22 protein-coding genes are annotated in these 23134 nt (G+C 71.4%); 14 read left to right on the top strand and 8 right to left on the bottom strand.

Annotated elements, in window-relative coordinates:
- Positions 1–105 precede the first annotated feature (105 nt).
- From L2C96_RS06700 to L2C96_RS06675, 6 genes are all read left to right on the top strand, one after another.
- Positions 106–783 (top strand): DUF4097 family beta strand repeat-containing protein, encoded by a 678-nt coding sequence (locus L2C96_RS06700; protein WP_237335562.1) that lies wholly within the window; start codon positions 106–108, stop codon positions 781–783.
- Entirely contained in the window at positions 780–2156 is a 1377-nt protein-coding gene (locus tag L2C96_RS06695; RefSeq protein WP_237335561.1) for an alpha/beta hydrolase, read from the top strand. The genes L2C96_RS06700 and L2C96_RS06695 overlap by 4 nt, the downstream gene beginning before the upstream one ends.
- A gap of 133 nt (positions 2157–2289) precedes the next feature.
- Positions 2290–4146: a molecular chaperone DnaK gene (gene dnaK / locus L2C96_RS06690; RefSeq protein ID WP_020418366.1), complete on the top strand. Its 1857-nt coding sequence runs from the start codon at positions 2290–2292 to the stop codon at positions 4144–4146.
- Positions 4143–4838 (top strand): nucleotide exchange factor GrpE, encoded by a 696-nt coding sequence (grpE, locus tag L2C96_RS06685; protein WP_020418367.1) that lies wholly within the window; start codon positions 4143–4145, stop codon positions 4836–4838. Before dnaK ends, grpE begins: the two co-directional genes overlap by 4 nt.
- A 27-nt stretch (positions 4839–4865) precedes the next feature.
- Positions 4866–6044, top strand: a complete 1179-nt coding sequence (dnaJ, locus tag L2C96_RS06680) for a molecular chaperone DnaJ (RefSeq protein WP_020418368.1) — start codon at positions 4866–4868, stop codon at positions 6042–6044.
- Positions 6045–6049: 5 nt separating this feature from the next.
- On the top strand, positions 6050–6478 hold the full coding sequence (locus L2C96_RS06675) for a heat shock protein transcriptional repressor HspR (RefSeq protein ID WP_020418369.1): 429 nt from the start codon (positions 6050–6052) through the stop codon (positions 6476–6478).
- A gap of 55 nt (positions 6479–6533) precedes the next feature.
- On the opposite strand, the gene L2C96_RS06670 is transcribed toward L2C96_RS06675, so the two are convergent.
- Both L2C96_RS06670 and L2C96_RS06665 read right to left on the bottom strand, forming a co-directional pair.
- A complete protein-coding gene (locus L2C96_RS06670; protein WP_237335560.1) occupies positions 6534–7241 on the bottom strand; it encodes a dienelactone hydrolase family protein in 708 nt (235 codons plus the stop codon).
- Between the two features lie 10 nt (positions 7242–7251).
- Positions 7252–8424: a globin domain-containing protein gene (locus L2C96_RS06665; protein WP_193354354.1), complete on the bottom strand. Its 1173-nt coding sequence runs from the start codon at positions 8422–8424 to the stop codon at positions 7252–7254.
- A gap of 302 nt (positions 8425–8726) precedes the next feature.
- Here L2C96_RS06665 and L2C96_RS06660 point away from each other — a divergent pair, with 302 nt between their 5' ends.
- A complete protein-coding gene (locus tag L2C96_RS06660) occupies positions 8727–9224 on the top strand; it encodes a MarR family winged helix-turn-helix transcriptional regulator (protein WP_020418372.1) in 498 nt (165 codons plus the stop codon).
- A gap of 35 nt (positions 9225–9259) precedes the next feature.
- A complete protein-coding gene (locus tag L2C96_RS06655; RefSeq protein ID WP_237335641.1) occupies positions 9260–11542 on the top strand; it encodes an MFS transporter in 2283 nt (760 codons plus the stop codon).
- Between the two features lie 76 nt (positions 11543–11618).
- Here the strand turns inward: L2C96_RS06655 and L2C96_RS06650 are convergent, their stop codons facing one another.
- Together L2C96_RS06650 and L2C96_RS06645 are read right to left on the bottom strand one after the other, a co-directional pair.
- Positions 11619–12866, bottom strand: a complete 1248-nt coding sequence (locus L2C96_RS06650; RefSeq protein WP_237335559.1) for an MFS transporter — start codon at positions 12864–12866, stop codon at positions 11619–11621.
- Positions 12863–13402, bottom strand: coding sequence for an ArsR/SmtB family transcription factor (locus L2C96_RS06645; RefSeq protein ID WP_020418375.1), 540 nt, complete (start codon positions 13400–13402; stop codon positions 12863–12865). The genes L2C96_RS06650 and L2C96_RS06645 overlap by 4 nt, the downstream gene beginning before the upstream one ends.
- Positions 13403–13543: 141 nt before the next feature.
- On the opposite strand from L2C96_RS06645, the gene clpB reads away from it, so the two are divergent.
- The 3 genes from clpB to L2C96_RS06630 are packed head-to-tail and all read left to right on the top strand — an operon-like array spanning position 13544 to position 17694.
- The gene (gene clpB / locus L2C96_RS06640) at positions 13544–16147 is read left to right on the top strand and encodes an ATP-dependent chaperone ClpB (RefSeq protein WP_020418376.1); all 2604 of its coding nucleotides are present in this window, start codon (positions 13544–13546) and stop codon (positions 16145–16147) included.
- A 60-nt stretch (positions 16148–16207) separates the two neighbouring features.
- The gene (locus tag L2C96_RS06635) at positions 16208–16933 is read left to right on the top strand and encodes a TtfA family protein (protein WP_020418377.1); all 726 of its coding nucleotides are present in this window, start codon (positions 16208–16210) and stop codon (positions 16931–16933) included.
- A complete protein-coding gene (locus L2C96_RS06630; protein ID WP_237335558.1) occupies positions 16930–17694 on the top strand; it encodes an SDR family NAD(P)-dependent oxidoreductase in 765 nt (254 codons plus the stop codon). The genes L2C96_RS06635 and L2C96_RS06630 overlap by 4 nt, the downstream gene beginning before the upstream one ends.
- 53 nt (positions 17695–17747) lie before the next feature.
- Here L2C96_RS06630 and L2C96_RS06625 read toward each other — a convergent pair whose 3' ends face one another.
- Complete coding sequence (locus tag L2C96_RS06625; protein WP_237335557.1) at positions 17748–18410, bottom strand: DUF4097 family beta strand repeat-containing protein; 663 nt, start codon at positions 18408–18410, stop codon at positions 17748–17750.
- Positions 18411–18506: 96 nt separating this feature from the next.
- Positions 18507–19109, bottom strand: a complete 603-nt coding sequence (locus tag L2C96_RS06620; protein ID WP_027935923.1) for a PadR family transcriptional regulator — start codon at positions 19107–19109, stop codon at positions 18507–18509.
- A 56-nt stretch (positions 19110–19165) separates the two neighbouring features.
- Between L2C96_RS06620 and L2C96_RS06615 the strand changes: the two genes are divergently transcribed.
- Positions 19166–20383 carry an FAD-dependent oxidoreductase gene (locus tag L2C96_RS06615; protein ID WP_237335556.1) on the top strand — a complete coding sequence of 406 codons (1218 nt, stop codon included), beginning with the start codon at positions 19166–19168 and terminating at the stop codon, positions 20381–20383.
- Here the strand turns inward: L2C96_RS06615 and L2C96_RS06610 are convergent.
- Positions 20343–20864: a DinB family protein gene (locus L2C96_RS06610; protein ID WP_020418384.1), complete on the bottom strand. Its 522-nt coding sequence runs from the start codon at positions 20862–20864 to the stop codon at positions 20343–20345. The genes L2C96_RS06615 and L2C96_RS06610 overlap by 41 nt on opposite strands.
- An 84-nt stretch (positions 20865–20948) precedes the next feature.
- Here L2C96_RS06610 and L2C96_RS06605 point away from each other — a divergent pair, with 84 nt between their 5' ends.
- The gene (locus tag L2C96_RS06605; protein ID WP_237335555.1) at positions 20949–21902 is read left to right on the top strand and encodes a helix-turn-helix transcriptional regulator; all 954 of its coding nucleotides are present in this window, start codon (positions 20949–20951) and stop codon (positions 21900–21902) included.
- Here L2C96_RS06605 and L2C96_RS06600 read toward each other — a convergent pair.
- Positions 21863–22348, bottom strand: coding sequence for a DoxX family protein (locus tag L2C96_RS06600; protein ID WP_237335554.1), 486 nt, complete (start codon positions 22346–22348; stop codon positions 21863–21865). The genes L2C96_RS06605 and L2C96_RS06600 overlap by 40 nt on opposite strands.
- A 77-nt stretch (positions 22349–22425) precedes the next feature.
- On the opposite strand from L2C96_RS06600, the gene L2C96_RS06595 reads away from it, so the two are divergent.
- The gene (locus L2C96_RS06595) at positions 22426–22974 is read left to right on the top strand and encodes a TetR/AcrR family transcriptional regulator (RefSeq protein ID WP_237335553.1); all 549 of its coding nucleotides are present in this window, start codon (positions 22426–22428) and stop codon (positions 22972–22974) included.
- Positions 22975–23134 lie beyond the last annotated feature (160 nt).

Genomic DNA, 23134 nt, shown 5'->3' with positions numbered 1-23134 from the left:
CGTTCGGGGTGACCCCCGGGACGAACCGGGGGCTTCCCTGATACCGGCGCGCCCCGCGCAGGCCATAGCGTGACCGGCACAGCAAAGTTCACTGGGGAGGACGCAATGCGCAAGCCGGCACTCGCGATAGGCGGGATCGCGCTCATCGTCGCCGGGATCGGGCTCGCACTGGGGTGGAACTGGAACTGGTGGCGCATCTCGGACCGCGCCGAGATCACCGATACCGTCGCCCAGCCGGTGTCCTCGGTCCGCATCGACAACAACTCCGGTGACGTGCGGATCCGCGTCGAAGACACCGCCACGACGTCGGTCAACCAGGTCCTCCACTATGACGGCGACCAGCCCGCCCGCGCCTTCCGCCTGGACGGCGCCCAGCTGGTCCTCGACGGCTGCGGCGGGGACTGCACCGTCGACTACGAGGTGGTGGTCCCACGCGGGACCACCGTGACCGGCGAGGTCCGCTCCGGCAACCTCACCGTCTACGGGGTCGGCGCGGTCGACCTGGCCGCCAGTTCCGGCGACATCCGCGTCGAAGACGTCACCGGCCCGGTCACGACCCGCACCAAGTCGGGCAGCATCGAGGTCGACCTCGCCACCGCCCAGAACGTCCGCGCCGAGGCCCAGAGCGGCGACGTCCGCGTCGTCGTGCCCGCCGACCGCTACCGGGTCACCGGCGAGACCAGGAGCGGCGACCGGTCGATCGAGGTCGTCCAGGACCCGTCGGCCCCGTACGTCCTGGACGTCAGCACCTCCAGCGGCGACGCGAGCGTGAAGCAGGCATGATCCCGGCACTCGCCCTGGCCGCCACCCTGCTCGTCACACCCGTCGCCACCCCCGCCGCGCCCGCTCTGACCTGGCGCGACTGCGCCACTCCGCAGACCGCGCAGCGCCTGCAGTGCGCCGAACTCGACGTGCCCGGCGCGGCGCTGCGGCTGGCCCGCCTGCCCGCGCTCGACCCGGCCCGCCGCATCGGCTCGCTGCTGGTCAACCCGGGCGGCCCGGGCGGATCCGGGGCCGACGTCGTCGCCTACGGCGGGCTCGGCCTCGCCACGCCGGAGTTCGCCGAGCTCACCCGGCGGTTCGACGTCATCGGCTTCGACCCGCGCGGCGTCGGCGGCAGCACCCCCGCGATCACATGCGGCCCGGTGCACGACCCCGCGGTCAGCCGCTTCCCCGCCGACGACGCCGGCTACGCGCGGCTCGCGGCGCACAACCGGAACGTCGGCCTCGGCTGCCGCGGACCCCGCGACGTCGACACGGCCACCGTCGCCGAGGACGTCGAGCGGATCCGGCTCGCCATCGGCGAGGAGCGGATCTCCTGGCTCGGCGCCTCGTACGGCACCGAGATCGGCGCGCTCTACGCCGCCCGCCACCCGCACCACGTGCGTGCCATGGTCCTGGACGGCGCGGTCGACCACGCCCTGCCGATGCGGCAGGACGTCCTCGACGCGGCCGCGGCCACCGAGGACGCCCTGCTGCGCTTCGCCCGGTGGTGCGCGAGCAACTGCGGCGACGACGACGTGCTCGCCCGCTACGACGCGCTCATGACCACCGGCGCGCCCTCCGCGCAGCTCGGCCGCAACGCCACGCCCGAGGAGCTGGCAGCGGGCGTCTACTCGCACCTCTACTTCCCGCAGCTGTGGCCGCGGCTGGCCGACGCCCTGCGCGCCGCGCCTGCGGACGCGAGCGCGCTGACCTCGGCCATGCCCTTCGGCTCGGCCGAGTACCCCGCCTACCGGGCCGTCGGCTGCCAGGACTTCCCGTCGCCCTTCACCGGCCCGGCGGACCTGCGCCGGACGGCCGACCGGGTCCGGGAAGCCGCGCCGCACAGCTGGCGCTACTCCGAGTTCTGGGACTTCGCGTCGGGCTGCCTCGGCTGGCCCGTCCCGGCGGCGAACCCGCCGCACGCCGAGCCCGTTCGCGGGGCCCCGCCGATCCTGGTGGTCGGCGGGGAGCACGACCCGGCCACGCCACTGACCTGGGCGCGCAGCCTCGCCGCCCGGATCGAGCGCAGCGTGCTGCTCACCTACCCCGAGGACGGCCACACCGGGGTCTACAACTCCGCCTGTGCGCGGTCCCACGAGGCGGCCTACCTGATTTCGGGTACGCCGGGAACAACACCGCAGACCCGCTCGTTACCCTGTCAGAAAGGTTGAGCGAGCAGCACTCAAGTCTGATTGACGCCCAACACGCGCCCGAGATAGAACTTGAGTACCACCCGCTCAACGCGGGCGCGAAACCGCAGCTCACCGGGGCTGCGCACACAGCATGACCAGGAGGGAACACACCATGGCGCGAGCGGTCGGCATCGACCTCGGCACGACCAACTCGGTCGTCGCTGTCCTGGAGGGCGGCGAGCCGACGGTCATCGCCAACTCGGAAGGCTCCCGCACGACCCCGTCGATCGTCGCGTTCGCCAAGAACGGCGAGGTGCTGACGGGCCAGCCGGCGAAGAACCAGGCCGTGACCAACGTCGACCGGACGATCCGGTCCGTGAAGCGGCACATCGGCACCGACTGGAAGACCGAGATCGACGGCAAGGCCTACACGGCCCAGGAGATCAGCGCGCGCGTGCTGATGAAGCTCAAGCGCGACGCCGAGGCCTACCTCGGTGAGGAGATCACCGACGCGGTCATCACCGTCCCCGCCTACTTCGAGGACGCGCAGCGGCAGGCCACCAAGGAGGCCGGCCAGATCGCCGGCCTGAACGTGCTCCGCATCGTCAACGAGCCCACCGCGGCCGCGCTGGCCTATGGCCTGGACAAGGGCGAGAAGGAGCAGACCATCCTGGTCTTCGACCTCGGTGGCGGCACCTTCGACGTGTCGCTGCTGGAGATCGGCGAGGGTGTCGTCGAGGTGCGCGCCACCAGCGGTGACAACCACCTCGGTGGTGACGACTGGGACCAGCGCATCGTCGACTGGCTGGTGGACAAGTTCAAGGCCAGCCACGGCATCGACCTGACCAAGGACCGGATGGCGCTGCAGCGCATCCGCGAGGCCGCGGAGAAGGCGAAGATCGAGCTGTCCAGCTCGAGCAGCGCGAACATCAACCTGCCCTACATCACGGTCGACGCGGACAAGAACCCGCTGTTCCTGGACGAGACGCTGTCCCGCGCGGAGTTCCAGCGGATCACCTCCGACCTGCTGGACCGCACCAAGGCGCCGTTCAACAACGTGATCCGCGACGCCGGCATCTCGGTCGGCCAGATCGACCACGTGGTGCTGGTCGGCGGTTCCACCCGCATGCCCGCCGTCGCCGAGCTGGTCAAGGAGCTGACCGGCGGCCGCGAGCCGAACAAGGGCGTGAACCCGGACGAGGTCGTCGCCGTCGGCGCCGCGCTGCAGGCCGGTGTGCTCAAGGGTGAGGTCAAGGACGTCCTGCTGCTCGACGTGACCCCGCTGTCGCTGGGCATCGAGACCAAGGGCGGCGTGTTCACCAAGCTCATCGAGCGCAACACGACCATCCCGACGAAGCGGTCTGAGATCTTCTCCACGGCGGACGACAACCAGCCGTCGGTGCAGATCCAGGTGTTCCAGGGCGAGCGCGAGATCGCCGCGCACAACAAGAAGCTCGGCATGTTCGAGCTGACCGGCATCCCGCCGGCGCCGCGCGGTGTGCCGCAGATCGAGGTCACCTTCGACATCGACGCGAACGGCATCGTGCACGTCACGGCGAAGGACCTGGGCACCAACAAGGAACAGTCGATGACCATCACCGGTGGCTCCGCGCTGCCGAAGGAGGACATCGAGCGGATGGTCAAGGACGCCGAGGCGCACGCGGAGGAGGACCGCAAGCGCCGCGAGGAGGCCGAGACCCGCAACCAGGCCGAGACGCTGGTCTACCAGACCGAGAAGTTCGTCAAGGACAACGAGGACAAGCTGCCCGAGGACCTCAAGGGCAAGGTCAAGACCGCGATCGACGAGGCCAACGAGGCGCTCAAGGGCACCGACACGGCCAAGATCAAGGAAGCCATCGAGAAGCTGAACACCGCGTCGCAGGAGCTGGGCACCGCCCTGTACGCCAACGCGCAGCAGGCCGGTGGCGCCAACCCGGGCGCTGACTCGGGTGCGGCGGGCGCGTCCGGCGACAAGGGCGCGGACGACGTGGTGGACGCCGAGATCGTGGACGAGGACGAGAAGAAGTGACGGGACGCCACTCGAACGAGATCGACGAGCAGGAGCCGGTCACCGAGCCTCTGGTCGTGCGGGACCGGCGCAAGATCGACCCCGAGACCGGCCAGGTGCGGACCCAACCGGAGGCTTCCGAGGCGCCCGCCGCGGAAGCCCCGGCGGCCCACGCGGGCCCGTCGCTCGGTGAGTCCATCGTGGACGACGCGGTGGCGGCTCCGTCCGAGGTCGAGAAGGAACTGGCGGAGCGCACCGCCGACCTGCAGCGCCTGCAGGCGGAGTTCGCGAACTACCGCAAGCGCGTCGACCGCGACCGCGAGGCCGTGGTCAGCGCCGCGAAGGCGTCGGTGGTGAACGAGCTGCTGCCGCTGCTCGACGACTTCGAGCGGGCCGAGCAGCACGGCGACCTCACCGGCGCGTTCAAGGCGGTCGCGGACAAGCTGGTCGCGAGCCTGCAGCGGATCGGGCTCGAGCCGTTCGGCGCGGAGGGCGAGCCCTTCGACCCGAGCGTGCACGAGGCCGTGCAGCACAACACCTCGCCGGAGGTGTCGGGGCCGACGGTGACGACGGTGCTGCGCCGTGGTTACCGGTTCGGCGACCGGACGCTGCGGGCCGCGCTGGTCGGCGTCACCGACCACGAGCCGGGCGAGGCCCCGGTCGAGGGTGAGCTCCCGGTCGAGCAGTTGTCGGATGAGAACGCACAGCAGTAACGAACAGGCGAGAGGAGGAGACGTCCGGTGAGTGCACGGGAGTGGATCGGTAAGGACTTCTACCGTGAGCTGGGCGTCTCCTCCGACGCTTCGCAGGACGAGATCAAGAAGGCCTACCGCAAGCTGGCGCGGGAGAACCACCCGGACGCCAACCCCGGCAACACGGAGGCCGAGCAGAAGTTCAAGGCCGTGTCCGAGGCCTACGGCGTGCTGTCGGATCCTGCCAAGCGCAAGGAGTACGACGAGGCGCGGCGGCTGTTCGGTTCGGGCGGCGGGCCGGGTGGCTTCGGCTTCCCCGGCGCGGGCGGCACCGGTGGTTTCGACTTCGGCGACATCTTCGGGCAGACCGCGGGCGCGGGCGCGCAGGGCGGTTTCGGCGGGCTCGGCGACATCCTCGGCGGCCTGTTCGGCAGGCGGGGCCAGCAGAACCCGGGTGCCCGGGGCCAGCGCGGCGCCGACGTCGAGACGGACGTGCGGATCGATTTCGCCGAGGCGGTGAAGGGCGCGACCCTGCCGCTGCGGCTGTCCAGCCCGGCGACGTGTTCGACGTGCCACGGCAACGGCGCCCGCCCGGGCACCACGCCGCGCACCTGCCCCACCTGCAAGGGCGCCGGGCTGGTGAGCCGCAGCCAGGGGGCGTTCGCGTTCTCCGAGCCGTGCCCGGACTGCCGTGGCCGCGGCCGGATCATCGACGACCCGTGCCCGGAGTGCGGCGGTGAGGGTGTCAGCACCCAGACGCGCACGCTGACCGTGCGGGTGCCTGCGGGCGTGGACGACAACCAGCGGATCAGGCTGGCCGGCCAGGGCGAGCCGGGCCGCGGCGGCGCGGCCGCCGGTGACCTGTACGTGCGGGTGCACGTGAACCCGGACCCGGTGTTCGGCCGGTCGGGTAATGATCTGACGATCACGGTCCCGGTGAGCTACCCCGAACTGGCTCTGGGTGCGACGATCACCGTGCCGACGCTGGACGGGAAGGTTTCGGTGAAGGTGCCCGAGGGCACCGGCAGCGGCCGGGTCCTGCGGGTGCGCGGCAAGGGCATCAAGAAGCGGGACGGTTCGCAGGGCGACCTGCTCGTCACGTTGCAGGTGGCCGTGCCGTCGCGGTTGGAGTCTTCGGAGCGGGAGGCGCTCGAGGCGTACGCCAAGATCGCCGAGAAGCACGACCCGCGCCCGGAGATCACGAAGCTGCTCCGCGAAAGGGGTTGATCTAGGTGTTCGGCGGGTTGCCGCACGGGGCCGACGAAGAGACGCCGGTCTTCGTGATCTCCGTGGCCGCTCAGCTGTCCGGCCTGCACGCCCAGACCCTGCGCTCGTACGACCGCATGGGCCTGGTCTCCCCGGGCCGGACCGCGGGCGGCGGGCGGCGCTACTCCATGCGGGACATCGCGCTGCTGCGTGAGGTGCAGCGCCTGTCCCAGGAGGAGGGCGTCAACCTGGCGGGCATCAAGCGGATCATCGAGCTGGAGAACCAGGTCGAAGCGCTGCAGTCCCGGATCGCCGAACTGACCGAAGAACTCGCCACCGCGTACGCCGCAGCCGAACAAGCCGCGGCGGCCGTGCACCGTTCCTACCGCAAGGACCTGGTGCCGATGAAGCAGGAAACCGCCCTGGTGGTGTGGAAACCACGCCGAAGGCGATAAACGACGAAGGGCCCCGCAGCACGCGGGGCCCTTCTTTCTTTCAGCAGAACGCGCTCTACGCCGCCTCGCGCCCCAAGTGCTCCGCGAAGAAGGCCAACACGCGCCGCCAAGCGTCCTCGCTGGCCTCCCGGTCATAGCTCATCCCGGCGATCTTCAGCAGCACATTGACCGGCCCGTGGAACTGATTGGCGAAACTGTGCCCGACCCCCGGGTACTCCTTGACGTCATGCGGCACCCCCCGAGCCGACAACTCCCGCTCCAGCTTCGCCGCGGCTCCACGCAAGGAAAAGTCCTTCTTCCCGAACGAAGCCACCACCGGGCAAGCACCGTCCAAAACGGACAAATCCTTCGGCAGCTGACCGTAGTACGGAGCCGACGCGTCGAATCCCCGGGAAGCCGCCACCAGGGCGAACCCCCCACCCATGCAGAACCCGACGATCCCCACCCGCCCGGTGCAGTCGGACCGCGCAGCCAGCAACGACCGCGCCGCGTCCAGGTCGTCGAACGCCCGCCCCTTCCCGGCCGCCAGCTCCTTGAACACCGACTTCACGCACCGCACAAGCCCGCCACGCGAGTACATGTCCGGCGACAGCGCGAGATATCCGGCGGTGGCGAACCGGTCGGTGATGTTCTTCGCGTCCTGCGACAGGCCGACCGCGTCGTGCACGATCACGACCCCTGGCCACGGCGGCTCGCCCGACACCTCCCTCTGCGGAGTGGCCAGATAGCCGCGGATGGTTCCGTCTGCGACAGGAATGTCCATCCGTCGCAGGCTAGTCGATCGTGAACGGGTCGTACCTGATCTGATCGAGTGCCGTTCCGGCCACCAGCATCCGGGAAACCGTCGCGCGGATCATCGCGGGCGAACCGGACACCAGCACGTCGTGGCCGGGCCACGCGCCGTACCGGGTCACCACGTCGGCCAGCGTGCCCTGCTCGCCGCCGACCAGGCCCGGCCCGTTCTCCACCACCGGCGTCACCGTCAGCCACGGGTTGCACGACGCGACCATCCGCAGCCCCTCCAGCGCGTACAGGTCCTCGCGCGTCCGGCCGCCGTAGAACAGGTGCACCTTCGGGTTCTCGCCCCACTGGCCCAGCTCGTCGAGCATCGCCTGCATCGGCGCGACACCCGTGCCGCCCGCGACCATCAGCACGTCCCGGCCGCTCTCCCGGTCCACGCCCAGCGTGCCCAGCGGCGGCCCGAACCGCCACACGTCACCCGCCTGGGTGTGGCTGACGATCGCCCGGGACACCCAGCCGCCCTCGATGGCGCGGATGTGGAACTCCAGCGAGCCGTCCGGGCGCGGGGCGTTCGCCGGCGACAGGTACCGCCACAACCGCGGCCGCTGCGGCACCTCGACGCTCAGGTACTGCCCCGGCCGGAACGGGATGTGCTGCTCCGGCTCCAGCCGCACCATCGCCAGGTCCCAGCTCAGCCGCCGGTGCTCGGCCACCCGCGCCGACCAGTTCGGCGGGTTCGTGTCGGTGGCCGCGGCCTCCTGCATCTGCCGGGCGATGATCGTGAACGCCTCCGCCCACGCCCGCTCGACCTCGTCGGTCCAGTCCGGGCCGAGCTGCGTCTTCATCGCCGCCAGCAACGCGGTGCCGACCGCCTCGTAGTGGCCTGGCACCACGCCGAACTTGCGGTGGTCGCGCCCGAGCTGCCGCAGGAACGGCACCAGGTCGTCGGGCTGGTCGACCATCTGCACGACGTGCACCAGCGCGCGCACCATGCGGTTGCGCTGGACCTCCATGTTGATCGGGAAGAAGTCCCGCGTCGCGGGCGCGAGGGTGAACAGCATCCCGTAGAAGAACTGCGTCACCTCGGGCAGGTACGGCTCCGCCTTGACCCAGGAGTCCCGGATCAGGCGCACCATCGCGGTGACGGCAGGGGGCGCCTCCCGGTGCACGGACCGGGGAACGGGGCTGACGGGGTCGGCTGTCATGGGATCGGGGCTGCTCCGTAGTGCGCGTTCATGCTCGCCGTCGATTATTCATGAACACGCAATAGCACGTGAGCGTGTGAAAAGATCATGAATAATCCACCCTACTCGGTTAATCGTAGCCAGGTAATGCGAACACGATCCGTCGCAGGGTAACCGCCTCCGTCGCAATCCTCGCGAAGTTGCTCCTTCCGGGTGGTTCGGAGATGCCCTCCATCAGTGGGACAAGTCACCAACTTAGATAGTTGTGGCATACAACTACTGCTCCTATAGTTGTATGTGACAACCAACCAGGAGGTGGGTCCATGGGGGACCGCGACGAGAAGGCCGTCCAGCTGATGCGCGAGCTGCGCGCGGCCGGCCAGCTGCAGCACGCCTGGATCAACCAGTCCTGGCAGCGCGAGCACGACGGCCTGCACCCCGCGGCCGCCATGCTGCTGTCCGATCTCAACGTGCACGGCGAGAGCCGCCCGTCGGACCTCGCGAAGCGCAAGATGGTCGACATCTCGGTGATCAGCAGGCAGATCGGCCAGCTGGCCGCCGCCGGGCTGGTCGAGCGCAGGCCGGCGCCCGAGGACGGGCGCGCCAGCCTGATCAGCCTCTCCGAAGCCGGCCGCGCCGAGCTCGAGCGGTGGCGGCAGCTGCACGTCGACTTCATCCGGCGCGCGCTCGCGGACTGGTCCGACGACGAGGTCGAAGCACTCACCGCCCGGTTGACCCTGATGAACCAAGGACTGCGCGAGGCCCTCGGCCAGACGCCGGTCACCTGCCCGCCGGACCCGGCGGCGGAGAAGAGGAAGTGATCCCCGAAGTGAGCACGACAGCGAACCAGGAGGCGATGACGCGGCGCCAGGTCGGGCGCGCGTTCGTCGGCCTGCTCCTGGCACTGCTGGTCGCCGTGCTGTCCTCCACGATCGTCTCGAACGCACTCCCGACGATCCTGGCCGACCTCGACGGCTCGCAGAGCCAGTACACCTGGGTGGTCACCGCCACCCTGCTGGCGTCCACGGCGAGCACCCCGATCTGGGGCAAGCTGTCGGACCTGTTCAGCAAGAAGATGCTCTACCAGCTGGCGATCGTGATCTTCACGGTCGGCTCGGTGCTCGGCGGCATCTCCCAGTCCATGCCCGAGCTGATCGCGTTCCGCGCCGTCCAGGGCCTCGGCCTCGGCGGCATGCAGGCGCTGATCCAGGTCGTGATCGCGGCGATGATCTCGCCGCGGGAACGCGGCCGCTACAGCGGTTACATCGGCGCGGTGTTCGCGCTGGCGACCGTCGCCGGTCCGCTGCTCGGTGGCGTGATCGTGGACTCGCCGCTCGGCTGGCGCTGGAACTTCTGGATCACGGTCCCGGTCGCGGTGGTCGCGTTCATCGTGCTGGGCAAGACGCTGCACCTGCCGGTCCTCAAGCAGCAGGTGAAGATCGACTGGCTCGGCGCGACCCTGCTCGTCGGCGGCGTCTCGCTGCTGCTGATCTGGGTGTCGCTGGCGGGCGGCAGCTTCGCCTGGTGGTCCTGGTCGACCCTGTTCTACGTGCTCGGCGGCCTGGTCGCGCTGGCGCTGGCGGTGTTCGTCGAGTCGAAGGTGCCGGACCCGGTGGTGCCGCTGAAGTTGTTCCGCAACCGCACCTTCACGCTGGCCGTGATCGGCAGCCTGTCGGTCGGCACGGCGATGTTCGGCGGCGCGGTGTTCCTCGGGCAGTACTACCAGCTCGCCCGCGGCTACTCCCCGACGCACGCCGGGCTGATGACCATCCCGATGATGCTGGGGCTGTTCCTGTCCTCGACCATCTCGGGCCAGGTCATCTCGCGCACCGGCAAGACCAAGGCGTGGATGCTCGGCGGCGCGGTGCTGCTGGTGGCGAGCCTGTTCCTGCTCAGCACGATCGACCACCAGACCAACCTGGTGCTGATGGGCACCTACCTGGCACTGCTCGGCCTCGGCGTCGGCACCCTGCTGCAGAACCTGGTGCTGGTCGTGCAGAACACCGTCGCGATGAAGGACATGGGTTCCTCGTCCTCGGTGGTGACCTTCTTCCGCACGCTGGGCGGTTCGGCCGGGGTGTCCGCGCTGGGCGCGCTGCTCGCGGCGAAGGTCAGCAGCCACGTGTCGAGCGCGCTGGCCGCGCTGGGCATCCAGGGCGGATCGGCAGGCGCGGGCAGCAGCCTGAACCTGGCCGCGCTGCCGGAGCCGATCCAGTCGATCGTGCGGGCCGCCTACGGCGACAGCATCGGCTCGATCTTCTTCGCAGGCGGGATCGTCGCGATCGCGACGCTGATCGCGGTAGTGCTCATCAAGGAGGTCCCGCTGCGCCGCAGCATCGACCTGACCGAGAGCACCGAGGCGGTCGCGGCCCCGGTCGCCGGTCCGGCCGTCCACGGCGTCGTGACCGGCCAGTCGGGTCGTCCGCTGGCCGGGGCCGCCCTGACGCTGACCGACTCGTCCGGGCAGCAGGTGGCGCGAACGCTGACCGCGGCCGACGGCAGCTACCGGCTGCCGGCCCCGCCGAACGCCATCTACCTGCTGATCACCTCGGCGGCCCGGTTCCAGCCGAGCGCCGTGATGGTCACGGTCGACGGGCAGCCGGTGCGCCGGGACGTCGAGATGAGCGGCGCCGGTGGCCTCAGCGGCGTGGTGCGGTCGAGCGCGGGCCAGCCGGTCGGCGGCGCGACGCTCGTGCTGACCGACGACCGGGGCGAGGTGGTGTCGTCGGTCGTCACCGGTGGCGACGGCTGGTACCACTTCGACGACGTGCCGGGCGGCGTGCACACGCTGACCGTCACGGCCGCCGGTCACCAGCCTGCCGCGGTGCCGCTGGCGACCACCGAGGGCGAGCAGGCCACGCACGACGTCGAACTCGGGCTCACCGCCCGGCTCGGCGGAGTGGTTCGCGCCGGCCGGGACGACCGCCCGGTCGCCGAGGCCCAGGTGACGCTGCTCGACGCGGGCGGCGAGGTGGTCGCGATGACGCTGACCGACGAGGACGGCCGGTACTCGTTCAGCGACCTCCCCGCGGGCGACTACACGCTCGTGACCAGCGGATACGCCCCGGTCGCGGCGCCGCTGGAAGTCGTCGCGGGCGCCCCGCTCTCGCGTGACGTGGAGCTGACGCACCCGCGCTGACCCGCGAACTACAGACCCGCGAAGACCGCCTCAATCCCCCGGGAGGCGGTCTTCGTGCTTTTCCGGGGCGGCAGCGTCACGACACGGCGGCCGGGGCGGCGGCCCGCAACGCCGCTTCGACCCGGCGGTTGCTGGTCATGGACGCCGTGACGGCGGTCATCGTCAGTAGGAGGATGGCCGCGGCGTAGAGCGGGGTGCGGACGTCGTAGGTGGCGGCCAGCCAGCCGCCGAGGAAGGCCCCGAGCGGGGCGGCGCACATGGCCAGCATCCGGGAGGTGGAGGCGACCCGGCCCATGAGGTGGGCCGGGACGATGGCCTGCCGGAGGGAGGGCCCGAGCACCATCGTGGCGCCCATGCCGGCCCCGCACACGGCGAGCGCCAGCCCGGCCAGGTACGGGTTCGACGCGGTGGCCAGGCCCAGGATGGCGAGCCCCTCGACGGCGGCCGTGCAGGTCAGCGCGGTGCCGGTGCCCAGGCGCCTGCCCAGCGGGGAGGCGATGGCCGCACCGAGCAGGCCGCCGGTGGCCTCCGCCGTGAGGAGCAGGCCGAAGCCGGCGGTGCCGATGCCGAGGCGGTCGTGCGCGAAGAGGGCGAGAACGGTCTCCACGGCGAGGAAGGCGACGTTCCCGACCGCCGGGCGGAGCGCGAGCCCGAGCAGCACGCGGTCCCGGAAGACGTAGGAGGCGCCGGCCCGCGCCTGCCGGAGCAGCGACTCGCGGACCTCCGGCACGGGCCTGGGCATGGCGGGCAGCGTCCGCACGAGCAGTGCGGAGAACAGGAACGACACCGCGTCGGCGACCAGCGGGACGGCCCGCCCGAGCGCGAGCAGCGCACTGCCCGCGGGCGGTCCCGCGAAGCCGGACATGGCGGTCTGGGCGCCACGCAACCGGGAGTTGGCCCGCTCCAGGAGCGCGGGGTCGCGGCGGAGCAGGTCCGGCAGGTAGGCCGAGGCCGCCGTGTCGAAGAAGAGCCCGCCGAGGCCGAGCAGGAAAGCGACGATCGCGAGCAGCGGGATGGACAGCAGGTCGAACACCGCCGCCGCGGCGGGGACCGCGAGCAGCACCGCGCGTGCCGCGTCCGCGACCCACATCGTGCGGCGCCGGTCCCAGCGGTCCACCAGCGCACCGCCGAGCACCCCGAAGAGCAGCCACGGCAGCGTTCCCGCGGCCGTCACGACGGCGAGCGCCATCGGCTCCCGTGTCAGCGTCAACGCGATGAGCGGCAGCGCGGCGTGCGTGACCCCGTCGCCGAGCGAGGAGATCGTCTGCGCGGTCCACAGCCGGCCGAACCCGGTCGGCAGCGTCTTCCGGACGTCCGAGGTCATCTGGCGCCTCCTTCGGGCTTGGCGCCCTGCGCCGGGTGGAACAACGCGAAGACGAGCGAGGTGTCCGGCAGCGACGGATCGGACAGCTTCCGGTACTCGTCCGCCAGCGCGTGCAGCCGCGCTCCCAGCTCCGCGAACTGCTCGTCGGTGAGCCGCAGGTGCGCCATCCGCACGTGCCGCTCGCCGTCCGCGGGCGATGCCTCCAGGTCCGCCACGGCGTGCCGCATCAGCACGTCCGGCCCGCCCTCGCCCGGATCAGGCAGCTCGATGCTCCGCGCGGTCATCGCGTAGTACCGCTCGACGACCCCCCGGACCTTGCGCGTCCGCACGACCTTCACCAGGCCGGCCTTCTCCAGGAGCCGCACGTGGTAGCTGGAACTCCCCTTCGCCAGACCGACCCGCTCGGCGATCTGCGTGATCGTGGCCGGCTCGAAGCGGAGCACGGCCATGATCCGGTGGCGCGTCAGGTTGGACACGGCGCGCAGTTGTTCGTCGGTGGTGACGCGGAACGTCTCGGACTGATCATCGGCAGGCATGCCAGCAATGGTCAACGAATCTTGACCATTGCGCAAGGGGAAAAATCAGGGTTGAGCGGAACACGCTCAAGTTTGTTGACGTTGTAGATGTCGAGGGACCTGGAGGAAGGTCTCCGGCAGGCATGCGACATGGAGTGTGGGATGGACGCTTTCAACCCGACGACGAAGACCCAGCAGGCGATCTCGTCGGCGGCGCAGGCGGCGACCGTGGCGGGCAACCCCAGCGTCACCGCCGCACACCTGCTCGGCGCGCTGCTGGCGCAGGGCGACGGGCTGGCCGGCCCGCTGCTGACGGCGGTCGGCGCCGATCCGCGGCAGGTGCACAAGGAGCTGGAGCCGATCACGCAGGGGCTGCCCTCCGCGACCGGCGCGACCGTGTCCACTCCGCAGTTCGACCCGCCCGCGGTGAAGTCGCTGACGCACGCCCAGAAGCTCGCGACCGAGCTCGGTGACGAGTACGTCTCCACCGAGCACCTGATGGTCGGCCTCGCCGCGGAGGGCGGCCAGGTGGCGGACCTGCTCAAGCGGCACGGCGCCACCCCGGACGCGCTGCGCGAGGCGTTCACCAAGGTGCGCGGCTCGGCCCGCATCACCAGCCCCGACCCCGAGGGCACGTTCAAGGCGCTGGAGAAGTACGGCGTCGACCTGACCGACCGCGCCCGCAAGGGCGAGCTGGACCCGGTGATCGGCCGCGACGCGGAGATCCGCCGCGTGGTCCAGGTGCTGTCGCGGCGCACCAAGAACAACCCCGTCCTGATCGGCGAGCCGGGCGTCGGCAAGACCGCGATCGTCGAGGGCCTCGCCCAGCGGATCGTGGCCGGCGACGTGCCGGAGTCGTTGCGCGGCAAGCGGGTCGTGGCGCTGGACCTGGGTTCGATGGTCGCCGGCGCGAAGTACCGCGGTGAGTTCGAGGAGCGGCTCAAGGCCGTCCTCAAGGAGATCACCGAGTCGGCGGGCCAGGTCATCACGTTCATCGACGAGCTGCACACCATCGTCGGCGCGGGCGCGACCGGCGAGGGCGCGATGGACGCGGGCAACATGATCAAGCCGATGCTCGCCCGCGGTGAGCTGCGCATGGTCGGCGCCACCACGCTCGACGAGTACCGCCAGCACATCGAGAAGGACGCGGCCCTGGAGCGGCGCTTCCAGCAGGTGCTGGTCGGCGAGCCGTCGGTCGAGGACACCATCGGCATCCTGCGTGGCCTCAAGGAGCGCTACGAGGTGCACCACGGTGTCCGCATCACCGACGCCGCGCTGGTCTCGGCCGCGACGCTGTCCGACCGCTACATCACCGCACGCTTCCTCCCGGACAAGGCGATCGACCTGGTCGACGAGGCCGCGTCCCGGCTGCGCATGGAGATCGACTCCCGCCCCGTCGAGATCGACGAGGTCGAGCGCGCCGTGCGGCGCCTGGAGATCGAGGAGATGGCGCTGTCCAAGGAGGAGGACCCGGCCTCGATCGAGCGGCTGGCCGCGCTGCGCGCCGAGCTGGCCGAGAAGCGCGAGGAGCTCTCCGCGCTGACCGCCCGGTGGCAGAACGAAAAGGGCTCGATCGAGAAGGTCCGCGAGCTGAAGGAGCAGCTGGAGCAGCTGCGTGGCGAGGCCGACCGGGCCGAGCGCGACGCCGACCTGGGCCGCGCCGCCGAGCTGCGCTACGGCAAGATCCCGGCGCTGGAGAAGGACCTGGAAGCCGCGCAGCGCAACACCGCGAACAGCTCGTCCGGCGCCGACGTCATGCTGAAGGAAGAGGTCGGCGCGGACGACGTGGCCGACGTGGTCTCGGCCTGGACCGGCATCCCGGCCGGCCGCCTGCTCGAAGGCGAGACCGGCAAGCTGCTCCGCATGGAGGAGGAGCTGGGCAGGCGGGTGGTCGGCCAGCGCGAGGCGGTCCAGGCGGTGTCGGACGCGGTGCGCCGCACGCGCGCCGGTGTCGCGGACCCGGACCGGCCGACCGGTTCGTTCCTGTTCCTCGGCCCGACCGGCGTCGGCAAGACCGAGCTGGCCAAGGCGCTGGCGGAGTTCCTGTTCGACGACGAGCGCGCGATGACCCGCATCGACATGAGCGAGTACAGCGAGAAGCACAGCGTCGCGCGGCTGGTCGGCGCTCCCCCGGGCTACGTCGGCTACGACCAGGGCGGTCAGCTGACCGAGGCCGTCCGGCGGCGGCCGTACTCGGTGGTGCTGCTGGACGAGGTCGAGAAGGCGCACCCGGACGTGTTCGACGTGCTGCTGCAGGTGCTCGACGACGGGCGGCTGACCGACGGCCAGGGCCGCACGGTCGACTTCCGCAACACGATCCTGATCCTGACCTCGAACCTCGGTTCGCAGGCGATCGCGGACGCCTCCCTCGACGAGCAGCAGCGGCGGGACGCGGTGCTGTCCACGGTGCAGCGGCACTTCAAGCCGGAGTTCCTGAACCGGCTGGACGACATCGTGGTGTTCCACTCGCTCGACACCGAGCAGCTGACGTCCATTGTGGACATCCAGGTGGCGAAGCTGGCCACCCGGCTGGCCCAGCGCCGCCTGACGCTGGACGTCACCCCCGGCGCCCGCGACTGGCTCGCGCTGAACGGGTTCGACCCGATCTACGGCGCCCGTCCGCTGCGCAGGCTGGTGCAGTCGGCGATCGGCGACCAGCTGGCGAAGAAGCTGCTGGCAGGCGAGGTCCGCGACGGTGACACGGTGCGCGTGGACGTGCCGGACCTGAACGCGGGCGACACGCTCGTGGTCACCCGGGCGGACTAACGGGTTGCGACACGGGCCGCTGACCTTGGTTCAGCGGCCCGGCGCGCTACCCTCACCCTCGTGGGTATTCCGGCGTGGGTCTGGTTCGTCATCGCCGCCGTCGCACTGGTGGCGGGGCTGCTGCTGCTCGCCGTCGACCGGACCAGGGAGGGCTCCCGCAACCGGGAGCGGATGCGCTGGTCCGACCTGCGCGGATGGCAGTTCGTGGAGGAGGACGAGCGGCTCGTCCGGCAGTGGTCCGGCGGCGCGCTCGGGTACTTCCGCGCCGAGACGGCGGTCAACGTCGTCGTCGGCTCGACCTTCACCGCCGACGGCCGCCGCCCGGTGTTCGTGTTCGACATCGAGGCCGACGGCCAGATCCCGGCGGTCGTGGTCGCCGTGCGCTGCAACCGCGTGCACCCGGTGCTCGTCGAGCTGTGGCTGGCGAGCGTGCCGTTCCAGCGCGCGGACATGCCGGAGCTGCTCGGTCCGGTGGGCCAGCGCTACGCGTTCGCCGACGACCCCGAAGGCGCCCGCGCGGTCATCACCCAGGAGCTCGTGGACGCCGCCGACGCGCTCGGCGGTGACGTCGGCGTGGCGTGGCTGGAGAACGAGTGGGTGCTCGCCAGCGTCGCGCCGCAGGCCGGGCCGTCCCGGCTGGAGCGCCTGCTTCGCGACCTCGGCGAGATCGCCGACATCGTGGACCCGTTCGACGAGGAGTACCCGGCGGCCGGTCGTCACTGGCAGCCCGGCCAGTCCGAGCAGCCGGGCCTGAGCACGCCGCCGCCGGCCGGGCCCGCCCAGTGAGCACCGCGCTCGTCACCGGCGCGACCGCCGGGATCGGCGCCGCGTTCGCGCGCCGGCTCGCCGAGGAGGGTTACGACCTGGTCCTCGTCGCCCGCAACGCGGAGCGGCTGGAAGCGCTTGCCGGCGAGCTGTCGCGGTGGCACCGGATCAAGGCGGTCACGTTGCCCGCGGACCTCGCGTCGGCGGAGGGCCGGGCGGCCGTCGAGGAGCGGCTGGCCGCGGAGCCGGTCGACATGCTGGTCAACAACGCCGGGTTCGGCCTGGCCGGCGAGTTCTGGACCGCGCCGGTGGACGAGCTGCAGGCGCAGCTGGACGTGAACGTGACCGCCGTGCTGCGCCTGACCCGGGCGGCCCTGCCCGGGATGATCGAGCGCGGCCGCGGCGACATCATCAACGTGTCCAGCGTGGCCGGTTTCTTCTCCGGCCGCGGCTCGACGTACACGGCGAGCAAGAACTGGGTCACCTCGTTCACCGAGGGCATCGCGGCGGCGCTGCCTGCCGGCATTCGGATGACCGCGCTGTGCCCGGGTTTCACCGAGACCGAGTTCCACGAGCGGGCCGGGCTGGAGAAGCCGGGCCCGAAGGCGTTCTGGCTCAAGGCCGACCGGGTGGTCGCCGAGGGCCTGGCCGACCTGCGGCGCGGGAAGGTCATCTCCATCCCGTCACCCCAGTACAAGGCGATCGTCGCCATCGGCGGCCTGCTGCCGCGCGGCCTGCTGCGGCGGATCAGCAGCCTCGTCGCGGGTCGCGACCGCACCTGAGCCGCACACCCCAGGACGGGTTCACCGCCCTGGGGCTCGGGACCTGACCCGCTTCACAGGCTGTGTGCGTGGATGTCGCCGTAGTCCGTGGTCGCGCGGATCGTCAGGCCGGCGGTCCCGTCGTTGCGGAGCGCGTTGCGGATCCGGCCGAAGCTGGTGCCCGCGTCCAGCGAGGCGGAAACCCCCGCGGCGGCGCCGACCGACACGTCACCGGCCTCGGTGCGGAGCACGACCTCGCCGCGCTCGGCCTCGGCGATGCGGATGTCGCCCTTGCGGGTGCCGATCCGCGCGGAGCCGGTCAGGCGGCCGACCGTGACGTCGCCTGCCTGCGTCTCGACCCGGACGGCCGCCGCCTCGTCGAGTTCGACCTCGCCGTGCGCGCCCTCGACGACGACCTCGCCGAGCCGCCCGGTGCCACGCAGATCGAGGCCGGCGCCGGTCGCCTCGACGCACGACCCCGCGGGCAGCTGTACCGTCACCGCGACGAAGCCGGAGCTGCCGAGGACCTGGTTCCCGGCCGGGCCAGCGATCCGCAGCACGCCGTCGGCGTAGGCCACGGTCGTCTGCTCGGCCGCCCGCACGTCACGCCTCTTCGCGGCGTCCCCCGGCCGGACCTCGACGGTGGTGTCGGCCCGGTCGGCGGCCACGAACCGGATGCTCCCGGCGGGAATGTCGGCGACGGCGACCATCGGGGCGGCGGTGTCGAAGTTCTGCATCGTGCTCTCCTGTGCTCGTTGTTCCTGCTGTCGAGGACAACTTTCGCCGGGAGCGCTGACACCGGGCCGCCACCGCGCTGACGCCGCCGCTGACACCTACGCGAACTTCTCCGCCACGGCGCGTATCGAGGCCTCCGACCAGGTGAGCTCACCGGACCGGAGCGCCGCCAGCAGGCGGTCGACCCACTTCAGCTCCGCCTCGCGAACGGCGATCGAGTACTCCTCGTCCAGGAGGAACAGGCGCGGGAGGCCGGGAACCGCCTGGAGTGCCGCGCGGTCGGCCGCCAGCGAGGCGGACAGCTCGGCCGCACGGTCGGACAGCCGGGCGAGCGCCTCGTCCGGGGTCAGGACCATGAGGGTGGCGAGCGCTGCCGGGAACTCCGGGAACTCGCGCGCTGGGCTGCCGAGCATCTCGGCGGTCCACTCGCGGAGGGCCGCCCGGCCGGCGTCGGTGATCTCGTAGACGGTGCGCTCGGGACGGCGCTCGTCGCGCTCGGTCTCCCGGACGGCGATCAGCTCGGCGCGCAACAGGCGGTCGATGGTCTGATACACGCTGTTGCGCTGCGCAACGTTCGCGATCCGGTCCTTGCCGCGCTCCTTGATCAGCTCGCGCATGCGGTACGGGTGCATGGGCTGCTCAGCCAGCAGGGAGAGCAGCACGAGTGCCAGCACGGACCGCCGATGAATGCTCCTCGCCACGCCAACGACCTTAACCGCCGCCTTGACTCGATAGTTATGATATGTATAGTCATGTTATGACTATCAAGGCACTGGTGATCGGCGGCGGCATCGCCGGTCCGGTCACGGCGATGGCACTGCGACGGGCCGGCATTGAGGCGACCGTCTACGAGGCGTACAACCGTGGCGCGGACGGCGTCGGAGCGTTCCTGACCCTGGCAGTCAACGGCGTCGCGGCGCTCGGCGCCCTCGACCTGCAGGCGGTGGTGCGCGACAAGGGGTTCGCGACCACGAAAATGTCCATCGGCATGGGCGGGAAGAAACCCATGGCCGAGTTCGGCTTCGGCGCCGCGTTGCCCGACGGGACCGGCACGCACACCATCAGGCGGGCCGATCTCTACGACTCGCTGCGCGACGAGGCGGTGCGACGCGGCGTGCCGACCGAGTACGGCAAGCGGCTGGTCGCCGCCGCCCCGGAGGCCGGCGGCGTGACGGCCACCTTCGCCGACGGCAGCACCGCGCACGCCGACCTGCTGATCGGCGCCGACGGCCTGCGCTCGACCGTACGGACGATCATCGATCCCGGGGCGCCGCCGCCCCGGTACGTGCCATTGCTCAACACCGGGGGCTACGCCAGGGGGCTGCGGCTCGACGTCGAGCCCGGCGAGATGCACATGGTGTTCGGACGCGGCTGCTTCTACTCCTACGTCGTCCACCCCGACGGCGACGTGTGGTGGTTCGCGAACCCGCGCCAGCCTCGGGAGCAGACACGCGAAGAACTGGCCGCCGTCACCGCGGACGAGTGGCGCGCCCGGCTCCTCGACCTCTTCGCCGAGGACGACGGTCCCGCCCGCGATCTCGTGACCGCCACCGACGAGATCTTCGCGGGCTGGAACACCTACGACTTCCCGAAGGTGCCGGTCTGGCACCGGAACCGCATGATCATCGTCGGCGACGCGGCGCACGCCACCTCACCGGCTTCGGGCCAGGGCGCGTCGATGGCCATCGAAGACGCGGTCGTGCTCGCGAAGTGCCTGCGCGACGCCGGCGACGTGCACGACGCGTTCACCACGTACGAATCCCTGCGCCGCCACCGGGTGGAACGCGTGGTGGCGCAGGGCAAGCGCAATGGCGACGGCAAGACACTCGGTCCGGTGATGCGGCACCTGCTCCCGTTGCTGTTCAAGCTGTACCGGCCGGGACCGGAAGCAATGGACTGGCTGTACGGACACCGCATCGACTGGGACTCGCCGGTCAGCCCATGCTCTTCTGGCCGTCCAGGGATTCGCGGATGATGTCGGCGTGGCCGGCGTGCTGCGCGGTCTCGGCGATGATGTGCATCAGCACGCGCCGGTTCGACCACTCCGTGTCGGTGAACCACGGCGCCTTCGGCAGCTCGTGGCTCGCGTTCAGGTCGATGGTGCCGACCAGCTCGTCGGTGCGGCGCGCGACCGCTTCGTACTCGGCGATCACGCCGGCCAGCGTCTCGTCCGGCAGCAGCTTGAACTCGTTCTCCCGCTGCTTGAAGTCCTCCTCCGTCATCTCCTCGAAGTTCGGCATCGCGGGAGCGCCCTCGACGAGGAAGTTCGCCCACCCGCGCTCGACCGAGGTCACGTGCTTGATCAGCCCGCCGAGGCACAGCTCGCTCGCCGTGGTGCGCTGCCGGGCCTGGTCGTCGGTCAGGCCGCGCGTGGTGAAGGTCAGGAAGAACCGGTGCTTCGCCAGCATGGCCAGCAGGTCCGCGCGCTCGCCGGTGACGGTCTCGGTGGAGGTCATTTCGGAGTCCCTTCGTCGTCGTTGAGACCAAGGTAGAACGCCTTGCGGCCACTTTTTGACCGCAATTGCGCGAGAATCGGGAACATGGCGAACACGAGCTCGCGGACGCTGCGGTTGCTGTCCCTGCTGCAGACCCACCGGTACTGGCCGGGCAGTGAACTGGCCGAGCGGCTGGGCGTCTCGCCGCGCACCCTGCGCCGGGACATCGACCGGCTGCGCGAGCTGGGCTACCCGGTGGAGGCGCAGCGCGGTGTCGACGGCGGCTACCAGCTCGCCGCGGGCGCGTCGCTGCCGCCGCTCGTGGTGGACGACGAAGAGGCGGTGGCGCTGACCGTCGGACTCCAGACGGCCGCGCAGAGTTCGGTCGACGGCATCGCGGAGTCGTCGGTGCGGGTGCTGGCGAAGGTCGTGCAGGTGATGCCGGCCCGGCTGCGCCGCCGGGTCGACGCGCTGCGGGCGATGACCGTGCCGGCGACCTGGCCCGGCGCGTCCGCGCCCCGGATCGACCCCGGCCTGCTCACCACGATCGCGCTGGCCTGCAGGGACAGCGAACGCCTCCGCTTCGGCTACACCGACGCCGGGGGCCGCGAGTCCGAGCGGGAGGTCGAGCCGTTGCGGCTGGTCCCGCTCGGGCGGCAGTGGTACCTGGTGGCCTACGACCTCACCCGGCACGCGTGGCGCAACTTCCGCATCGACCGGATCAGCGGTCCACGCGGCACCGGCGCCCGGTTCCGGCCACGCGAACTGCCCACCGGCGACGCCGCCGAGTTCGTCCGCAGCTCGCTCGGCGCGCTGCCGCAGCCGTACGAGGTCGAAGTCGTCGTCGACGTCCCGGCGGCGGTGGCGCGCGAGCGGATCGGCCGGTGGGGCACGGTCGAGGAGGTCGACGAAGGCCGGTGCCGGGTGCGGATGACGACCGCCTCCCTGGACTGGCCCGCGCTGGCGCTGGGTTCGCTGTGCGCCGAGTTCCGCGTGGTCGGGCCGCCGGAGCTGCGTGATCAGCTGCGCGAGTGGGCGGGCCGGTTCAGCCGGGCCTGATCGCCGCGGCGGGCGTGCACGAAGACCGTCAGCGTGGCGGCCAGGAACACGACCTGCATGAGCGTGCGCGGGACGATCTGGTCGTCCCACGCGGTGAGCACGCCGCTCTGCACCGCGTAGACGTTCGCCGGGAACATCAGCACGAGCATGGCGGTCAGCCCGGCCGCGGCCCACGGGGCGGTGCGCGGCCACAGCACACCGACGGCGCCGGCGAGCTCCAGGACTCCGGTGACGGTCACCAGCAGGGCAGGCGCGGGCAGCGCCGGCGGGACCATGTCGATGAGCTGCTCCCGCATGCCCACGAAGTGCGAGATGCCGGTCGCGGTGAACATCGCAGCGACGCCGCCGCGCACGGCCAGCGGCCACGGTCTGAGCCACCGGACCCCGGCCGCGCCGGCGAGCGCGAGGACCAGCGTGACGACGATCAGGATGATCAGCGGTGCCATGGGTCTCCTCCACATCTTGTCAGTGACAAGATTGCTCTCACGCTCGCATCTTGTCAATGGAAAGATATGCTGAGGGCATGGCTGAGCGCTCCTACCACCACGGCGACCTGCGGCGCGCGATCCTCGAAGCCGCCGCCAAGACGATCGGCGAGCACGGCGTCGCGGCCCTGAGCCTGCGCGAGGTGGCGCGACGGGCCGGCGTGTCACACGCGGCGCCGGTGCACCACTTCCGCGACAAGGCCGGCGTGGTGACCGCGCTGGCGACCGAGGGGTACGACCTGCTGGCCGACGCCCTCACCGCTGCCCGGGACCAGGGCCTGGTGGAGATCGGCGTCGCGTACGTGCGGTTCGCGGTGGGGCACCGCGCGCACTTCGACGTGATGTTCCGGCCGGACCTGCACCACGCCGAGGACGCGGACCTGCTGGCGGCGCGGCAGCGGGCGTGGGCGGTGATGGCGGACGCGGTGTCGGAGGGGAAGCTGGCGCAGGTCGCGGCCTGGTCGATCGTGCACGGTTTCGCGACGCTGTGGCTCAGCGGCGCGATGCCGCCCGAGGTGACCGGTGATTTGGAGGCGTCCGCCCGGGCGGTGGCGGAGATGCTGACCCCAGGCGGTGCGGGCCGGTAGCCGGAGTCCCGGAGCGGTCGCGCCGGGCAGTCAGGCGGGAAATCCGACCGGGCGTCGCGGAATCTCTCGCGCCGGGCGGCCCGGGTCGGCAGGCCCGGCACCCCGCCACGCCGGCGGGAGCCGAGGCGCCGGGTGCCGCAGCGCGGGCGCCCAGCGGGAA

Source organism: Amycolatopsis tucumanensis, from assembly GCF_021654135.1.
In the GTDB taxonomy this organism is placed as follows: Bacteria; Actinomycetota; Actinomycetes; order Mycobacteriales; family Pseudonocardiaceae; genus Amycolatopsis_E; species Amycolatopsis_E tucumanensis.
This window is presented reverse-complemented; position numbering and strand designations above follow the sequence as displayed.

Coding starts and splice junctions, on each gene's coding strand:
- L2C96_RS06595 (WP_237335553.1), top strand. CDS start 22,426: ATGGCTGAGCGCTCCTACCACCACGGCGACCTGCGGCGCGCGATCCTC.
- L2C96_RS06655 (WP_237335641.1), top strand. CDS start 9,260: ATGACGCGGCGCCAGGTCGGGCGCGCGTTCGTCGGCCTGCTCCTGGCA.
- L2C96_RS06610 (WP_020418384.1), bottom strand. CDS start 20,864: ATGACCTCCACCGAGACCGTCACCGGCGAGCGCGCGGACCTGCTGGCC.
- L2C96_RS06600 (WP_237335554.1), bottom strand. CDS start 22,348: ATGGCACCGCTGATCATCCTGATCGTCGTCACGCTGGTCCTCGCGCTC.
- L2C96_RS06665 (WP_193354354.1), bottom strand. CDS start 8,424: ATGACAGCCGACCCCGTCAGCCCCGTTCCCCGGTCCGTGCACCGGGAG.
- L2C96_RS06695 (WP_237335561.1), top strand. CDS start 780: ATGATCCCGGCACTCGCCCTGGCCGCCACCCTGCTCGTCACACCCGTC.
- L2C96_RS06650 (WP_237335559.1), bottom strand. CDS start 12,866: ATGACCTCGGACGTCCGGAAGACGCTGCCGACCGGGTTCGGCCGGCTG.
- L2C96_RS06625 (WP_237335557.1), bottom strand. CDS start 18,410: ATGCAGAACTTCGACACCGCCGCCCCGATGGTCGCCGTCGCCGACATT.
- dnaK (WP_020418366.1), top strand. CDS start 2,290: ATGGCGCGAGCGGTCGGCATCGACCTCGGCACGACCAACTCGGTCGTC.
- L2C96_RS06700 (WP_237335562.1), top strand. CDS start 106: ATGCGCAAGCCGGCACTCGCGATAGGCGGGATCGCGCTCATCGTCGCC.
- L2C96_RS06615 (WP_237335556.1), top strand. CDS start 19,166: ATGACTATCAAGGCACTGGTGATCGGCGGCGGCATCGCCGGTCCGGTC.
- L2C96_RS06605 (WP_237335555.1), top strand. CDS start 20,949: ATGGCGAACACGAGCTCGCGGACGCTGCGGTTGCTGTCCCTGCTGCAG.
- L2C96_RS06645 (WP_020418375.1), bottom strand. CDS start 13,402: ATGCCTGCCGATGATCAGTCCGAGACGTTCCGCGTCACCACCGACGAA.
- clpB (WP_020418376.1), top strand. CDS start 13,544: ATGGACGCTTTCAACCCGACGACGAAGACCCAGCAGGCGATCTCGTCG.
- L2C96_RS06670 (WP_237335560.1), bottom strand. CDS start 7,241: ATGGACATTCCTGTCGCAGACGGAACCATCCGCGGCTATCTGGCCACT.
- L2C96_RS06660 (WP_020418372.1), top strand. CDS start 8,727: ATGGGGGACCGCGACGAGAAGGCCGTCCAGCTGATGCGCGAGCTGCGC.